Consider the following 16,185-nt stretch of genomic DNA (forward strand, 5'->3'; position numbering starts at 1 on the left):
ATGTGCCGGTGGATGAGCAGTCGCCCGACAGGGTTGTAAGCAGGGAAGCCGCAGTCGGACCTGAGGCGCGGCTGTCGTGGTTGTTGTCGTGGTTGGCGGGCATGATCGGCGCGGTCGCGTTCTTGCACAGCGCCGGCTACTTCGTCACCTTCATGACGGGCAATACCGAACGCGCGGTGCTCGGCTGGTTCGACGTCGCCGAACGCCAGAAGGTGGCCGGGGCCGGGCCGCAGGCCGCGCTGTCGTTGATGGCCGCGTTCGTGCTGGGCGTGTTCGTCGCGTCGTTCCTGCGGCGCAAGTTCTGGCAGAACCACCCGCACGGTGCCACCGCGTTGGTCACTGTCGGATTATTGGTGGCGACGGTCGTCGAAATCTTCGAAGACGGCTGGTACTACGAGGATGTCAACTTCACGGGCATCTTGATCATCTGTTTCTCGGTGGGCGCGCTCAACACCAGTTTCGTCAAGCGCGGTGAAGTGGCGGTGCCGCTCAGCTACGTCACCGGCACGGTGGTCAAGCTGGGGCAAGGCCTGGAGCGGCATATCTGTGGCAACGGCACCGTGTACGACTGGCTGGGATATTTCGCTCTGTTGGGTTCGTTCATGGTCGGCGCGGCGGTCGGTGGTGGACTGGCCGACCGCATCACCGGACCGCAGCTGATCGGGACGGTCGGATTGATCTGCGGCGCAACGACGATCGTCACGTTCTTCCATACCGACCGGCGGCGCAGTGAGCCCGCAGCAGCCTAGACGGTCAAACGGCAAAGGCCACGAACTCGAAAGAGTTCGTGGCCTTTGCCGTTTGGGCTGTGGTCAGCGGATCCAGCCGCGACGACGCAGCCACCAGCCGCGGATCACGATGACGAACAGCAGGATGGAGAACCCGATGAGCCAGGCGTCCTCGACGTGGCCGACGTGGTTGCCGCGCAGCATCAGCAGCAGGAAGAGAGCAGACAGGATGCCACCGGCCTGAATGACGCCGCGGTTCATCTTGGACCAGCCCCACTCGGCGGAGGGGACGTCTTCGACATCGACGCCGGTGCTTCGTTCGACCTCGGTGGTGGCCACGGCTACTCCTTAACGATCCGATGGATTGCCGACATTCTTACATACGACACTCGGTCGTATTTGGTGGTGGCCGGGTTCTGACCGCGTATTTCGCCAGTCGCACACCGTGTACTCGGATATTGCGATCGAGCGGCACAATGGAGACGTGAGTGAGCGGCTACGAGTCCTGGTGCTCGGCAGTACCGGGTCGATCGGTACCCAGGCCCTGGAGGTGATCGCCGCCAACCCCGACCGGTTCGAGATCGTCGGCCTGGCGGCCGGCGGCGGCAACGCCGAACTGCTGGCCCGGCAGCGCGCCGAGACCGGCGTCACCAACATCGCGGTGGCCGACGCCGCCGCGGCCGAGCGCATCGGCGACGTCACCTACGCGGGCGCCGACGCGGCCACCCGGCTCATCGAGGAGACCGAGGCGGACGTCGTCCTGAACTCACTGGTCGGTGCGCTCGGTTTGAAGCCGACGCTCGCCGCGCTGCAGTCGGGTGCCCGGCTGGCGCTGGCGAACAAGGAATCGCTGGTCGCCGGCGGGCCGCTGGTGCTCAAGGCGGCGCAGCCCGGGCAGATCGTGCCCGTGGACTCCGAGCATTCGGCGCTGGCCCAGTGCCTGCGCGGCGGCACGCGTGACGAAGTGGCCCGGCTGGTACTCACCGCCTCGGGCGGGCCGTTCCGAGGCTGGTCGGCTGCCGCGCTCGAGGACGTCACACCCGAGCAGGCCGGCGCCCACCCGACGTGGTCGATGGGGCCGATGAACACCCTGAACTCGGCATCGCTGGTCAACAAGGGGCTGGAGCTCATCGAGACCCACCTGCTGTTCGGCATCGATTACGACCGCATCGACGTCGTCGTGCATCCGCAGTCCATCGTGCATTCGATGGTCACGTTCACCGACGGCTCGACACTGGCACAGGCCAGCCCGCCCGACATGAAACTGCCCATCGCGCTGGCCCTCGGCTGGCCGGCGCGGGTCCCGGGCGCGGCGCCGGCCTGTGACTGGACCACGGCGTCGACCTGGGAGTTCGAGCCGCTGGACGACGACGTCTTCCCGGCAGTCCGGCTGGCGCGTGCGGCCGGGACGCGGGGTGGCTGCCTGACCGCCGTCTACAACGCCGCCAACGAGGAGGCTGCGGAAGCCTTCCTGCAGGGACGTATCGGCTTTCCGGCGATCGTGCGGACCGTGTCCGACGTGCTGGGCGCTGCGGATCAATGGGCCGCCGAACCCAGTACCGTGGATGACGTACTTGATGCGCAGGATTGGGCCCGAGACCGGGCACGGCGCACCATCGCACAGGAGGTTGTGCCCGCCCGATGATGTTCGTGATCGGCATTGCGCTCTTCGCGCTGGCCATTCTGGTGTCGGTGGCCCTGCACGAGTGCGGCCACATGTGGGTGGCCCGGGCCACCGGAATGAAGGTGCGGCGGTACTTCGTCGGCTTCGGCCCGACGTTGTGGTCGACGCACCGGCCCAACCGGCTCGGCACCACGGAGTACGGACTCAAGGCCGTGCCGTTGGGCGGCTTCTGCGACATCGCGGGTATGACGTCGGTCGACGAGATCGCGCCCGCGGACGAGCCGTACGCGATGTACAAGCAGAAGGTGTGGAAGCGCGTCGCCGTGCTGTTCGCGGGCCCCGCGATGAACTTCGTCATCGGGCTGGTGCTGATCTACGGCATCGCCGTCACGTGGGGCCTGCCCAACCTGCATCCGGCGACCACCGCGGTGATCGGTGAGACCGCTTGTGTGGCGCCGCAGATCGCCAAGACGGGGGACAACCCGTTCGGTCCGTGCCCCCATCCGGGTGCCGGGCCTGCCGCGGCGGCCGGGCTGAGGGCCGGGGACACCGTGGTCAAGGTCGGCGGTCAGTCGGTGAGCACGTTCGAGGAGATGGCGAAGGCCATCCGAGGCCTGCGCGGCGCTGTCCCCGTCGTCTACGAACGCGGCGGCCAGACGTTCACTACCACCGTCAACGTCGAGCAGACCCAACGATTCACCGACAAGGAAGCCGCGACTGCGGCGCAGGTCGGCGCCATCGGCGTCACTGCTGCGGCGCAGCCCGGACCGACCCACTACAACGTGCTGACCGCCGTGCCCGCGACCTTCACGTTCACCGGTGACCTGGCCGTCGAACTGGGCAAGTCGCTGGCGAAAATCCCGACCAAGGTCGGTGCGCTGATCCATTCGATCGGCGGCGGCGAGCGCGACAAGGAAACACCGATCAGTGTGGTCGGGGCCAGCATCATCGGCGGCGACACCGTCGACCACGGCCTGTGGGTGATGTTCTGGTTCTTCCTGGCGCAGCTGAACTTCGTGCTGGGCGCGGTGAACCTGCTCCCGCTGCTGCCGTTCGACGGCGGACACATCGCGGTCGCGGTGTTCGAGAAGTTGCGCAATATGATTCGCGCGTCCCGCGGCAAAGTCGCCGCGGCGCCGGTGAACTACCTCAAGCTGATGCCGGCCACCTATCTGGTGCTGGTTGTGATCGGTGGCTACATGCTGCTGACCGTGACGGCTGACCTTGTGAACCCCATTCGAATCTTCCAGTAGGAGACCGTGATGACCTCCATCGGTTTGGGTATGCCGGGCGTTGGCAGCGAGCCGCCCGCGCCGCCAACCCTCGCGCCGCGCCGTAAGACCCGCCAGCTGATGGTGCGCGACGTCGGCATCGGCAGCGACTATCCGATCGCGGTGCAGTCGATGTGCACCACCAAGACCCACGACGTCAACGCCACGCTGCAGCAGATCGCCGAGCTGACCGCGTCGGGCTGTGACATCGTCCGGGTGGCCTGTCCGCGCCAGGAAGACGCCGACGCGCTGGCCGAGATCGCCCGCCACAGCCAGATCCCGGTGATCGCCGACATCCACTTCCAGCCCAAGTACATCTTCGCGGCCATCGACGCCGGATGTGCCGCGGTGCGGGTGAACCCGGGCAACATCAAGGAGTTCGACGGCCGGGTCAAGGAGGTTGCGAAGGCTGCCGGTGCCGCGGGCATCCCGATCCGCATCGGCGTCAACGCCGGTTCGCTCGACCCGCGGCTGCTCGAGAAATACGGCAAGGCCACTCCTGAGGCGCTCGTCGAGTCGGCGCTGTGGGAGGCCTCGCTGTTCGAGGAGCACGGTTTCGGCGACATCAAGATCAGCGTCAAGCACAACGACCCGGTGATCATGGTCGAGGCCTACCGCCAGCTCGCCGCCAAGTGCGACTACCCGTTGCACCTCGGCGTGACCGAGGCCGGCCCCGCGTTCCAGGGCACCATCAAGAGCGCCGTCGCGTTCGGGGCGCTGCTGAGCGAGGGCATCGGGGACACCATCCGGGTGTCGCTGTCCGCGCCGCCCGTCGAAGAGGTCAAGGTCGGCAACCAGATTCTGGAATCACTGAACCTGCGCCCGCGCGGCCTGGAGATCGTGTCCTGCCCGTCGTGCGGTCGTGCGCAGGTGGACGTCTACAAGCTGGCCAACGCGGTGTCAGCGGGCCTCGACGGGCTCGACGTGCCGTTGCGCGTCGCGGTGATGGGCTGCGTGGTAAACGGACCGGGCGAGGCGCGCGAGGCGGACCTCGGCGTGGCATCCGGCAATGGCAAGGGCCAGATTTTCGTGCGCGGCAAGGTCATCAAGACCGTGCCCGAGTCGCAGATCGTCGAGACCCTGATCGAAGAGGCCATGCGAATCGCGGCCGAGTCCGGCACCGATGCGAGCGGTTCGCCCGTCGTGACCGTAAGCTGAGCTCAGTCTTGTGACTCCGGTCACCGAGCACGCCCAGCTACCGCATCAGTCACACACGCACACAAGAAGGTCGGTGAATGTCGGCACCTCCGCTGTTCCGGATCGCAGATGCGCGCCGGATCTCAGTGGTACGCGAAGTCGCCCAGGTGCAGCAGGTCTTCGACGAGGACCCGGTGGGCACCTGCATGGTGGCCGCCCGCGTGGGCGATCACGGCCTTGATCCGGTGGCGATCGGTGGCGAGCTGTGGACCCGCAGTCTGCCCACCGAGTCGCTGTGCTTCGCCGGGGTGAATCTGATCCCGATGCGCGGCACCGCGGCCGACATGATGATCTTCGCGGACAAGGTGATGAGCGCGCCGCGGCGGTGTTCGTCCCTGGTGGGTCGCGCCGAGTTGGTGCTGCCGATGTGGCAGCAACTCGCCCAGGTGTGGGGCCCGGCCCGCGAGGTCCGGGACTGCCAGCCGCTGCTGACGCTGTCCGACGCTCCGCAATGCGCGCTCGATCCTGCGGTACGCCCGGTCCGGATGGACGAGCTGGACGCGTATGTCGTTGCGGCAGTGGACATGTTCATCGGCGAGGTGGGGGTTGACCCGCGCATGGGCGACGGCGGTCGCGGTTACCGCCGCCGGTTGGCGGGGCTGATCGCCGCCGGCCGGGCCTGGGCACGTTTCGAGGACGGCCAGGTCGTGTTCAAGGCCGAGATCGGGGCGCAGACGTCCCGGGTCGGTCAAATCCAGGGCGTGTGGGTGCACCCGGATCGGCGTGGCCACGGTCTCGGCGCGGCGGGTACAGCGGCCCTGGCGTCGGCGGTTTTGCGCAGCGGACGGACCCCCAGCCTCTACGTCAACGATTTCAACACCCCGGCCCGCGCCATCTACCGGCGCATCGGGTTCAACCAGTTGGGCACCTACGCAACGGTGCTGCTGGACTGACGCCCGCGCCGCGTGCGCGACCTCACACCGGACGTCCTGCGTCCGGGTGCTCACAAAACTGTCACGGTTACGTCTCGGTGTGCCTCCGCGCCACTTGCTTGTCACACTTCTAACATCAGCCCCAATGGCAACGCACACATCATCCGTTTCGCGCTCGGCCGCGTTGTTGTCGGTGGTGGCGGTCGCAGGAGCGATGACGGCCTGCACCCCGAAACCCAACGGCCCCGAGCCCACCGCGCAGGCGTTCTTCGCCGCCCTCGGCCGCGGGGACACCGGCGCCGCCGCTGACCTGGCCGACAAGCCCAATGACGCACGTACCGCGATCAACCAGGCCTGGGCCGGTCTGCAGGCCACCAAACTCGACGCGCAGGTGCTCGGCTCCAAGTACACCCAGGACACCGGCAAGATCACCTACCGGTACACCTGGCACCTGCCCAAGGACCGCACCTGGTCCTACACCGGCCAGCTCAACATGATCCGGCAGGACAACCGGTGGCAAGTGCGTTGGGGCAGTACCGATCTGCACCCGAACCTGGGGGAGCACCAGAGCTTCCAGCTGCGCGCCGACCAGCCCGTCCGGGCCTCGGTCAACGAGCTGGGTGGTAGCAACGTTCTGGTACCTGGGTACCACTACAACTACGCGCTCAATGCACGTTCTGCGGCCGGTGACCTGATGCGGACTTCACGCGTGGTCGCCGACGTGCTGCGGCAGTTCGACAACACCATGGACGCTCAGCGGCTCGCGGAGCAGGCCAGCTCGTCCACCGCACCGCTGAACCTGATTACCCTGCGCCGCGAGGACAACGACAAGGTGTCTGCGGCACTCGGCCATCTGCCGGGCGTGGAGATCACCCCGCAGCCGGAGATGGTGCCCACCGATCCCCACTTCGCGCCGGCCATCGTCACCGAGGTCAAGAAGCAGGTGGCCGATCAGCTGGTCGGTCAGAGCGGCTGGCGCGTCGTGAGCGTCAACCAGAACGGTGCCGACATCGACGTCCTCGACGAGGTGCCGGGCAAGCCGGCCCCGTCGATCACCATCAGCCTGGACCGCAACGTGCAGAACGCTGCTCAGGATGCGGTGAACATGGTGGGCCGCAAGGCGATGATCGTCGCGATCAAGCCCTCGACCGGCGAAATCCTGGCCGTCGCTCAGAACGCAGCCGCCGATGTCGACGGCCCGACCGCCACCATGGGTCTGTACCCGCCCGGGTCGACGTTCAAGATCATCACCGCCGGTGCTGCCATCGAAACCGACATGGCCGGGCCCAACACGCTGCTCGGCTGCCCCGGCACCATCGACATCGGGCAGCGCACCATCCCGAACTACGACCGATTCGATCTGGGCGTCGTCCCGATGGCCAAGGCCTTCGCCAACTCGTGCAACACCACCTTCGCCGAGCTGGCCAGCCGGATGCCGCCGCGAGCGCTGACCAACGCGGCCGCCCAGTACGGCATCGGTGCCGACTACCAGGTCGCCGGCATCGACACCGTCACCGGAAAGGTGCCGCCCACCGTGAACCTGGCTGAGCGCACCGAAGACGGCTTCGGCCAGGGCAAGGTACTGGTCAGCCCCTTCGGGATGGCGCTGGCGGCGGCGACCGTCGCGGCCGGGAAGACCCCGCTCCCGCAACTGATCGAAGGCCGCTCGACCACGGTCACCGGCAACACGGCCCCCATCAGCCCGAAGATGCTGGATGGGTTGCGGCCCATGATGCAGCTCGTGGTCACCAACGGCACGGCCAAGGACCTGCGGGGCAGCGGCGATGTGCGCGGGAAGACCGGGGAGGCGGAATTCCAGGGCGGCTCGCACGCCTGGTTTGCCGGCTACCGCGGCGATATGGCGTTCGCGGCCCTGATCGTCGGCGGCGGTGGGTCAGAGACTGCGGTTCGCATGTGCCGCGACATGTTCAAGGGACTGCCGCCCGATTACCTCGCTTGAGTAACCTGTTTGGGTGACCAACAGCGACGAGATCGCGGTCCTGCGCGTCTCCGACGCCGACCGCAACGGCACGCTCCGGCGACTGCACAACGCGGTGGCCCTGGGGCTCATCGACATGGACGAGTTCTCCGAGCGGTCCGCGCTGGTCGCCCTCGCCCGTCAGCAGGCCGAATTGGCGGTGTTGGTAGGCGATCTGCCCGCACCGAACGCCATTGTCACGGGTTCGACCGACCGCGTCGAGCTGCGCGGGGTCATGGGGTCGCTGAAGCGACAGGGCGAATGGGTCGTGCCGACCCGGCTGTCGCTGGTCCGTCGTGTCGGCTCGATCGACCTGGACCTGACCCGCGCCCGGTTCGGTGGCCCCATCGTGGTCATCGAGCTCGATCTGAAGTTCAGCTCCCTGGATCTGCGGCTGCCGGACGGCGCCAGCGCATCCATCGACGACGTCGAGGTGGCCGTCGGCAGTGCCACCGACCATCGCAAGGACGCGCCTTCCGACGGCACCCCGCACGTGATCCTGACCGGACGGGTGGTCTTCGGCTCGGTCGATATCCGCGGGCCGCGCCGGACGTGGTTCGGGCGCGGCGACCGCACCTAGCCGCGCCCGCTACGCTGGGACGATGTCTGTTCGTACCGCGCTTCGCCCCGGCGAGGTGTCTGCCACCCTGCCGGTGCCCAAGTCGATCCCGCGCCCGGAGTATGCCTGGAAGCCGACGGTGCGCGAAGGCAGCGAGCCATGGGTGCAGACGCCCGAGGTGATCGAGAAGATGCGCGTGGCCGGCCGCATCGCGGCCCAGGCGCTCGCCGAGGCCGGCAAGGCCGTCGCGCCCGGTGTCACCACCGACCACCTGGACCGGGTGGCGCACGAGTACATGCTCGACCACGGCGCCTACCCGTCGACGCTGGGCTACAAGGGCTTTCCGAAGTCCTGCTGCACTTCGCTGAACGAGATCATCTGCCACGGCATCCCGGACTCGACGGTGATCGAGGACGGTGACATCGTCAACATCGACGTCACCGCCTACAAGGACGGCGTGCACGGCGACACCAACGCCACGTTCCTGGCGGGCGACGTCTCCGAGGAGCACCGGCTGCTGGTCGAGCGCACCCACGAAGCCACCATGCGGGCCATCAAGGCGGTCAAGCCGGGTCGGCAGCTGTCGGTGGTCGGGCGGGTCATCGAGTCGTACGCAAACCGGTTCGGCTACAACGTGGTTCGCGACTTCACCGGCCACGGCATCGGCGAGACGTTCCACAACGGCCTGATCGTGCTGCACTACGACAAGCCCGAGGTCGAGACGGTGCTGGAGCCGGGCATGACCTTCACCATCGAGCCGATGATCAACCTCGGTTCGCTGGACTACGAGATCTGGGACGACGACTGGACCGTCGCGACCAAGGACAAGAAGTGGACGGCGCAGTTCGAGCACACCCTCGTGGTGACTGACGACGGCGCCGACATCCTGACCCTGCCGTGACGTGACCGGCGGGGCTCTGCTGGTCGCCGGCACCACGTCGGACGCCGGTAAGTCGATGGTGGTGGCCGGGCTGTGCCGGCTGCTGGCCCGCAAGGGCGTGCGGGTGGCGCCGTTCAAGGCGCAGAACATGTCCAACAACTCGGCCGTCACGATCGAAGGCGGTGAGATCGGCCGGGCGCAGGCGATGCAGGCGCGCGCGGCCGGCCTGGCGCCGAGCGTGCGGTTCAACCCGATCCTGCTCAAGCCCGGTGGGGACCGCACCTCGCAGCTCGTGGTGCGCGGCCAGGTCGCCGGCACGGTGGCAGCCGGGGACTACTTCAGCCGGCGGACGCAACTCGCCACCGTGGTGGCCGACGAATTGGCGTCACTGCGAAGCGAATTCGATGTGGTCATCTGTGAGGGTGCGGGATCGCCCGCCGAGATCAATCTGCGGGCCACCGACGTGGCCAACATGGGATTGGCGCGTGCGGCGGACCTGCCGGTGATCGTGGTCGGCGACATCGACCGCGGCGGGCTGCTGGCGCACCTCTACGGCACGGTGGCGGTGCTCGAACCGGCGGACCAGACGCTGATCGCCGGTTTCCTGGTCAACAAGTTCCGTGGCGATCCCGCGTTGCTGGAACCTGGTCTGCGGCAACTGGAATCACTTACCGGGCGCCCGACGTTCGGGGTGATTCCGTACTGCGACGATCTGTGGCTCGATGCCGAGGACTCGCTGTCGGTCACTGCGCGCGGGCGGCTGGGCCGGCCGACGGTGCCGCGCGGGCACGATGCCTTGGTGGTGGCCGCGGTACGACTGCCACGGATCTCTAATTCCACCGACGTCGAGGCCCTGGCGTGCGAGCCGGGCGTGCAGGTGCGGTGGGTCGACACCGCGGCCGAGCTAGCGGGCGCCGATGTGGTGGTGCTGCCCGGAAGTAAGGCGACGGTCTCGGATCTGAACTGGCTGCGCGAGCGTGGATTGGCCGATGCCGCCACTGCGCATGCCCGGTCCGGTCGTGCGGTGCTGGGTGTCTGTGGCGGATTCCAGATGCTCTGTACGACGATCGTCGACACTGTCGAATCGGGTGCGGGCCGGGTGCGGGGGCTGGGGCTGCTCGACGCGGACATCGAGTTCGACGCCGACAAGACCCTGAAGCACTGGGATATGCCGTTGTACGGCTACGAGATTCACCACGGTCGGGTCGCGCGCAGCACTGAAACCGACTGGCTCGGTGTCGGCATCCGGACGGGCCAGGTCTACGGCACGCATTGGCACGGGCTGATGGACAACGACGCGGTGCGCCGGGCCTGGCTCACCGAGGTTGCGGTGGCCTGCGGCAAGGCGGGGTTCGTGGTGGCCGATGACGTCGACGTCGCGGCATTGCGCGACGCTCAGCTTGACGTGATGGCCGATCTGCTTGCCGCGCATGCGGATATCGACGCGGTGCTCAAGCTCGTGGAATCCGGTGCGCCGGCGCGACCGGTTATCGCGAGCAGCCTGCTCCGCTGATCAGCTCGGTTCGGCCACGGACTCTGCCGCTTCTGTGGGCTCCTCGACCTGCTTGATGGGTCCGGTGAACCAGTTCTTCACCGACACGTGCCAGTAGATGTACAGGAGCACCAGGACGCCACCGACCAGCAACGGCGTGTAGTTGACGAACTTCCATTCGAAACTGGGATCCCACGGCACGCCGCCCAACGAGGTCGGGAACATGGCGATGATCGAGGTGATCGTGATCTCGGCCAGCGCGACCGGGGCCATCCACCGGTGGTGGCCGCGCAGATTCCAACTGCCCGTTTCGAATTCGTCGCCGGCACGCCAGCGGTAGTAGATCGGCACCGCGAAGCACAGGTAGACCCCGACGACCCCGATCGAGACCACGGCGTAGAACGCCACCGGGGTGGGGGTGCCGTTGATGTCGACCTTGACCAGGGCCGGCAGTGTCAGCGCGGCGGCCACGACGGCGGTGATCGTCACGCTGTGCGTGGGCACCCTGTGCTTGCTGACCGCCGACCACCACCGATGGCCGGGCACCGCGCGGTCCCGGCTGAACGCGAACAACATCCGGGACGCGCTGGTCTGGCAGGCGACGGCGCAAAAGAATTGGCCGGCCGTCGAGATGAACAGCACCAGCGTCGCCCATTTCGAACTCATCGCCTGGTTGAAGATGGCGGCCACCGCGCCGCCGCCCTTGGACACCGCGTCGGCGTCCTGGACCGCGAACAGGAACGCCAACAAGAGAATCCAGCCGCCGACGGCCGAGTAGAAGATGGATCGCCAGATACCTTTGGCGGCCGCGCCTGCCGCGCTCTTGGTTTCCTCGGAGAGGTGCGCCGACGCGTCGTAGCCGGTGATGGTGTACTGCGTCAGGATCACCGAGATCGGCAGCACCACCAACAGCCAGCCGGCGCCTGACGTGGCGCCACCGAACATGCCGCTGTTGTTGATCGTCTTGGCGAAAACGTCCGAGAAGCTCGCATGATGGCTCGGCACGAAGATCAGAATGCCGATGACGGCGGCCGCGCCGAAGACGTGCCACCACACCGACACGTTGTTGATGATCGCCAGCAGATGGCTCGAGAAGATGTTGATCAGCGCAGAGATACCCAGGATGGCCACGAAGATGAGGAAGGTGCGCGTGAGGCTGTACCCCGCCAACCAGTCGGCGCTCAGGGTGCCCAAGGTGAGGTCGATGAATGTCGCACAGCCATACGCCACGGACGCCAGGATGGCCACCAGGCCGATGAGGTTGAGCCAGCCCGCGTAGAAACCGGCCTTTGCGCCGCCGAGTTTTGCTGCCCACCAATAGATTCCGCCGGACGTCGGGAAGGCTGACACCAGCTCGGACATACAGAGCCCGATGACGAGGATGAATGCTGCAACGATCGGCCAGCCCCAGGCGATGGCGGCCGGCCCACCGTTGTTCCAGCCCAGACCGAACGAGGTGAAGCACCCCGAGAGGATGGAGATGATGGAGAACGAGATGGCGAAATTGCTGAATCCCGACCAGGAGCGCTGCAGCTCTTGACTGTATCCGAGCTTGGCCAGTAGCAGCTCGTCCTCGGTGAGTGCTTCGTGTCCTTCTGGCACTGCGACCTCCTTAGGCGCCCCTGGATGTTGAAGAACAATAGGGTGCATCCGGGTTTCGCGCTGGCCAACGCGGGTGCGGTCGGTGGCTGCTGATGATCGGTACCTGCGGTCCGGTGGCGTTCGCTACGGTGGCGTCATGCCAATCATCCCGACCGTCGACGGTTTCGGCGCCACCGTCGATGTGTCTGGCCCCGACGACGCCACGACCGTCGTCATGCTGACGACGAAGCAGGCGACGGGCGCCCTGTGCGAGCTCCTGCACACCGCGTCGCTGCGCACCGTGGTGATCGAGGCCGATGACCGGCTGACGGTGAATTCGGTTGTCGGCATTCTGGATACGCTCGGGGTGCGGTGGGCGCTGCTGTTCACCGACGGCGGGGCGGGTGAGCTGGCCTGGCGGCTGGCGGCCACCCGGCTGGACCGGTTCACCGCCCTGGTGGCGATCGACGGCACCCATCCGCGAGCCGCCGAGGAGTCGGGTGATGCGTGCCCGCCGGTGGAGATCAACACCACCGTGGTGGTCACCACCGCCGATGCCCGGGCGCGGGCGCAGGCCGGGCAACGCTTCATCTACGGCGAATTCCGGATGTCCGAGCTGGTCGGCCGGCGCAGCGCCGAGGAGTTCACCGCCCAGGTGGCCAACGAGATCGTGCTGCGCAGCAGCACCTGGTGATCGGCCGCTCAGGCGAGCGAAGCGACGGGAGAGCAGCCTGTCGGTCCCGGCCGTTATCGTGACGAGATGGACGGCACGGACTCGACGGCCGGGCTAGCGCTCGCGCCACACGAGTTGCTTCGTGCGTTCAACGCAATGACGCTGGCCCGCGGCGAGACGTATGCGGGCCAGGGGCGCGTCGTCACGGCCAGGTACGACCCGCTCGACGGGACGCTCATCGGCTCATGCCTGGGCTCGAAGTCCGAGTATTACGACGTCGAGGTGGCCCTCTCCGGTGCGCGCAGCAGCTTGGAGATCGAGTACGCGGTCTGCACCTGCCCGGTAGGGCGGTACTGCAAGCACGCTGTCGCCATGCTGATCGCGGCGATCCCGAGTGCACCCGACCGGGCGGCGCCGCAACGTTGGCAAGTGGTGCTGGGTTCGCTGCTGAACGAGATGACCGAGATCGATGCCGACGCCAGCGGCAAGCCGTTGGCGCTGGAGTTCGGGATGCTGCCGGCAGGTCGGTACCACACGACGCCCATCGCGACGCTGCGGCCGCTGACGGTCGGCAAGCGCGGGCATTGGATCAAGAGCGGGATCAACTGGCGGCGGCTGGTCGACACACCCGACCCGGGCGAGTTCGACCGGAACCAGTACGGCGCGCTGCGAGCGCTGGTCCTCGGTGTGCCCGGCTACTACCCTTACAGCAACGACCAATTGGTGCTTTCCGGTGTCGGACAGAGTTTTTGGTCTGATCTGCAGCTGGCCGTGGAGGCCGGCGCCACTCTCCTTCCGGGCCCTGGGATCCGGGCCGTGCAGATCGCCAAGGACGTCCAGCTACGGCTGGACTTCACCGCCTCCGACACGGGCGGAGCGCAGATGTCGACGGTGCTCGTCGTCGACGGTGAGCCGCGACCGCCCGAGGGGACCGGGCTCGTCGGCACCCCCACACCACATGGCATCCATCAACTGGTGGACGGCATCCTGCATCTCGGGGCGTTCTCGCCGCTGCCCGGTCCCACGCTGCTCAAGCTGGTCGCGGCCGGCGAGAAGGTGCAGATTCCGCCCGAATCGCTGTCCGAGTTCGCGGTGGACGTGTTGCCTCGGCTGCGTCGGACGGTGTCCGTCGACATGGTGGAGGGACTGTTCGCCGAGCCCGACATCGTGGGACCGCTGCCGGTTCTGAGCATCACGGCCGATGCCGTTGACGGCCACGTGAAGTGGCGCACCCGCTACGAGGTGAACGGGCAGCGTCAGGAGTTCGACGCGGTGGGTGTCACGCGCACGAGCGGTATCCGGGACAGCGCGGCAGAGGACGCGATGTGGCGGGCGGTCGCGCCGGCGCTGGAAGCTGTCTCGGGATTGTCGGCAGCGGACGATCCGCTGGCCTCCCTGCTGCTGTCGCGGCGGCTGTCGCTGCCCCAGATCGCGGTGTTGTGCCACGAGATGCTGCCGCAGCTGGCCGAATATGAACAGCTGATCATCGACATCGATGAGCGGGTGGCGGCGTTCCGGCGCTCGGTGGCCGGCGCGCAGCTGGGGTTCGGCACCGCATCCTCCGACGAGGCACCGGCGCAGGACTGGTTCGACCTGCACATCACGATCGATGTCGACGGCTACCCGGTGGCGCTGTCTGCGGTCGTCGCCGAATTGGCTTTGGGCGCGACACACATGCTGCTGCCGGGCGGCGTGTACTTCCGGCTCGACACCCCCGAACTGCTGAAGCTGCGGGCATTGCTCGAAGAAGCCCAGGCGCTGGGGGAAATCGAGGGCGAGCGGGTGAACGCCGGGTCCCTGAACGCGACGTTGTGGGACGAACTCCTGGGCCTCGGCGTCGTCGACCGTGAACTCGCGCAGTGGCGCGACAACATGGCGCGGCTGGCCGCTGCACAGCCACCCGTTCCGGTGCCCACGCCGGCCGGACTGCAGGCCGAGCTGCGCGACTACCAACGCGACGGGCTGAACTGGCTGGCGTTCCTGTGGGACAACGGGCTCGGCGGCGTGCTCGGCGACGACATGGGTCTGGGCAAGACGGTCCAGACTCTGGCCTTGATCAGCCGGGCCGTCGAGCGGGGCGCGGGCAAGTTCCTCGTCGTCGCGCCCACCAGCGTGGCCGGCAACTGGGCCGCCGAATGCGCGAAGTTCGCGCCCGGCCTCACCACCGTCGTGGTGCCCCGCACCGAAGCCCGCGGCGCGGTGCCCATCGCCGAGCTGGTCGCCGCGGCCGACATCGTCGTCACGACCTACACGCTGCTGCGCATCGACAACGACAAGTATCGGGAAATCGCCTGGGCGGGAATGATTCTCGACGAGGCGCAGTTCGTCAAAAACCACCACAGCAAGACGCACCAGTGCGCGCGCCGGCTCGATGCGCCGTTCAAACTCGCCATCACCGGCACCCCGATGGAGAACAACCTCATGGAGCTGTGGTCGCTGTTGTCGATCACGGTGCCGGGTTTGTTTCCCAGCCCCAAGGTTTTCGAGCGCTACTTCCGCAAGCCCATCGAGTCCGACGGCGAGCCGGGCCGCCTGGCGGTACTGCGTCAGCGCATCAAGCCAGTGCTGTTGCGCCGCACCAAGGATCAGGTGGTCAAAGAGTTGCCGCCCAAGCAGGAGCAGGTGCTGGCCATCGAACTGTCGGCCAAGCACCGCAAGATCTACGACACCCGGCTGGCGCGGGAGCGGCAGAAAGTGCTCGGCCTGCTGGGGGAGTGGGAGAAGAACCGCTTCCAGATCTTCCGGTCGCTCACCCTGCTGCGGCAGCTCAGCCTGCATCCCGGCCTGGTCGATGCCGACTCGATGGACGCCGGTTCCGCAAAGGTGGACTTCCTGATCGAACAACTGGACCAGCTGGTCGCCGAAGACCACAGTGCGCTGGTCTTCAGCCAATTCACCGGATTTCTGGCGATCGTGCGGGACCGCCTGGATGCCGCGGGGATCGAGTACAGCTACCTGGACGGGTCGGTCGACGCGCCCGCCGGGCGGAGGCCATCGATGCCTTCAGCTCAGGGCGGACGAAGGTGTTCCTCATCAGCCTGAAGGCCGGCGGCTTCGGATTGAACCTCACCGCCGCCGACTACTGCTTCCTGTGCGACCCGTGGTGGAGCCCGGCCGCCGAAGCGCAGGCCGTCGACCGGGCGCACCGCATCGGTCAGCTGCGCCCGGTGAACGTCTATCGGCTGGTGTCCGAGAACACCATCGAGGAGAAGGTGATCGAGCTGCAGGAGCGCAAGCGCGCGCTGTTCGCCGCGGTGATCGACGACGGCGACATGTTCGGCACCGCGATCACCGCCTCTGACATTCGCGAACTGCTGGGCTGAGGGAGAC

The 16,185-nt window shown here is 67.3% G+C and carries 14 protein-coding genes; 12 read left to right on the top strand and 2 right to left on the bottom strand.

The features are described from left to right. Window positions 1-8 precede the first annotated feature (8 nt). Window positions 9-749 carry a YoaK family protein gene (locus tag ACX12F_RS11375; RefSeq protein ID WP_459369656.1) on the top strand — a complete coding sequence of 247 codons (741 nt, stop codon included), beginning with the start codon at window positions 9-11 and terminating at the stop codon, window positions 747-749. A gap of 63 nt (window positions 750-812) precedes the next feature. Here ACX12F_RS11375 and ACX12F_RS11380 read toward each other — a convergent pair whose 3' ends face one another. Then, a complete protein-coding gene (locus ACX12F_RS11380) occupies window positions 813-1,067 on the bottom strand; it encodes a DUF2631 domain-containing protein (protein ID WP_043393662.1) in 255 nt (84 codons plus the stop codon). Between the two features lie 145 nt (window positions 1,068-1,212). On the opposite strand from ACX12F_RS11380, the gene dxr reads away from it, so the two are divergent. The 8 genes from dxr to ACX12F_RS11420 all read left to right on the top strand — a co-directional run bounded on the left by dxr (window position 1,213) and on the right by ACX12F_RS11420 (window position 10,622). Beyond that, window positions 1,213-2,373: a 1-deoxy-D-xylulose-5-phosphate reductoisomerase gene (dxr, locus tag ACX12F_RS11385; protein ID WP_459369657.1), complete on the top strand. Its 1,161-nt coding sequence runs from the start codon at window positions 1,213-1,215 to the stop codon at window positions 2,371-2,373. Further along, window positions 2,370-3,605: a M50 family metallopeptidase gene (locus ACX12F_RS11390; protein ID WP_459369658.1), complete on the top strand. Its 1,236-nt coding sequence runs from the start codon at window positions 2,370-2,372 to the stop codon at window positions 3,603-3,605. The genes dxr and ACX12F_RS11390 overlap by 4 nt, the downstream gene beginning before the upstream one ends. Before the next feature lie 9 nt (window positions 3,606-3,614). Next, window positions 3,615-4,781, top strand: coding sequence for a flavodoxin-dependent (E)-4-hydroxy-3-methylbut-2-enyl-diphosphate synthase (gene ispG, locus ACX12F_RS11395; protein WP_459369659.1), 1,167 nt, complete (start codon window positions 3,615-3,617; stop codon window positions 4,779-4,781). 77 nt (window positions 4,782-4,858) lie between these two features. Continuing rightward, on the top strand, window positions 4,859-5,713 hold the full coding sequence (locus ACX12F_RS11400) for a GNAT family N-acetyltransferase (protein ID WP_459369660.1): 855 nt from the start codon (window positions 4,859-4,861) through the stop codon (window positions 5,711-5,713). A gap of 124 nt (window positions 5,714-5,837) precedes the next feature. Next, a complete protein-coding gene (locus ACX12F_RS11405) occupies window positions 5,838-7,652 on the top strand; it encodes a penicillin-binding transpeptidase domain-containing protein (RefSeq protein WP_459369661.1) in 1,815 nt (604 codons plus the stop codon). Between the two features lie 13 nt (window positions 7,653-7,665). Next, the gene (locus ACX12F_RS11410; RefSeq protein WP_459369662.1) at window positions 7,666-8,250 is read left to right on the top strand and encodes a DUF1707 SHOCT-like domain-containing protein; all 585 of its coding nucleotides are present in this window, start codon (window positions 7,666-7,668) and stop codon (window positions 8,248-8,250) included. Between the two features lie 22 nt (window positions 8,251-8,272). Continuing rightward, window positions 8,273-9,130 (top strand): type I methionyl aminopeptidase, encoded by an 858-nt coding sequence (map, locus tag ACX12F_RS11415; RefSeq protein ID WP_459369663.1) that lies wholly within the window; start codon window positions 8,273-8,275, stop codon window positions 9,128-9,130. Window position 9,131: 1 nt separating this feature from the next. After that, entirely contained in the window at window positions 9,132-10,622 is a 1,491-nt protein-coding gene (locus ACX12F_RS11420) for a cobyric acid synthase (protein ID WP_459369664.1), read from the top strand. On the opposite strand, the gene ACX12F_RS11425 is transcribed toward ACX12F_RS11420, so the two are convergent. Continuing rightward, entirely contained in the window at window positions 10,623-12,203 is a 1,581-nt protein-coding gene (locus ACX12F_RS11425; RefSeq protein WP_459369665.1) for an amino acid permease, read from the bottom strand. It lies immediately after the preceding gene. A gap of 136 nt (window positions 12,204-12,339) precedes the next feature. Here ACX12F_RS11425 and ACX12F_RS11430 point away from each other — a divergent pair, with 136 nt between their 5' ends. From ACX12F_RS11430 to ACX12F_RS11440, 3 genes are all read left to right on the top strand, one after another. Then, a complete protein-coding gene (locus tag ACX12F_RS11430; RefSeq protein WP_459369666.1) occupies window positions 12,340-12,876 on the top strand; it encodes an alpha/beta hydrolase in 537 nt (178 codons plus the stop codon). A 66-nt stretch (window positions 12,877-12,942) separates the two neighbouring features. Further along, the gene (locus tag ACX12F_RS11435; RefSeq protein WP_459369667.1) at window positions 12,943-15,897 is read left to right on the top strand and encodes a DEAD/DEAH box helicase; all 2,955 of its coding nucleotides are present in this window, start codon (window positions 12,943-12,945) and stop codon (window positions 15,895-15,897) included. After that, on the top strand, window positions 15,879-16,178 hold the full coding sequence (locus ACX12F_RS11440; RefSeq protein WP_459369668.1) for a helicase-related protein: 300 nt from the start codon (window positions 15,879-15,881) through the stop codon (window positions 16,176-16,178). Before ACX12F_RS11435 ends, ACX12F_RS11440 begins: the two co-directional genes overlap by 19 nt. Window positions 16,179-16,185 lie beyond the last annotated feature (7 nt).

The sequence above is a fragment of the Mycolicibacterium sp. HS_4_1 genome (assembly GCF_054515875.1).

Coding starts and splice junctions, on each gene's coding strand:
- ACX12F_RS11390 (WP_459369658.1), top strand. CDS start 2,370: ATGATGTTCGTGATCGGCATTGCGCTCTTCGCGCTGGCCATTCTGGTG.
- ispG (WP_459369659.1), top strand. CDS start 3,615: ATGACCTCCATCGGTTTGGGTATGCCGGGCGTTGGCAGCGAGCCGCCC.
- ACX12F_RS11400 (WP_459369660.1), top strand. CDS start 4,859: ATGTCGGCACCTCCGCTGTTCCGGATCGCAGATGCGCGCCGGATCTCA.
- ACX12F_RS11405 (WP_459369661.1), top strand. CDS start 5,838: ATGGCAACGCACACATCATCCGTTTCGCGCTCGGCCGCGTTGTTGTCG.
- map (WP_459369663.1), top strand. CDS start 8,273: ATGTCTGTTCGTACCGCGCTTCGCCCCGGCGAGGTGTCTGCCACCCTG.
- ACX12F_RS11430 (WP_459369666.1), top strand. CDS start 12,340: ATGCCAATCATCCCGACCGTCGACGGTTTCGGCGCCACCGTCGATGTG.
- ACX12F_RS11435 (WP_459369667.1), top strand. CDS start 12,943: ATGGACGGCACGGACTCGACGGCCGGGCTAGCGCTCGCGCCACACGAG.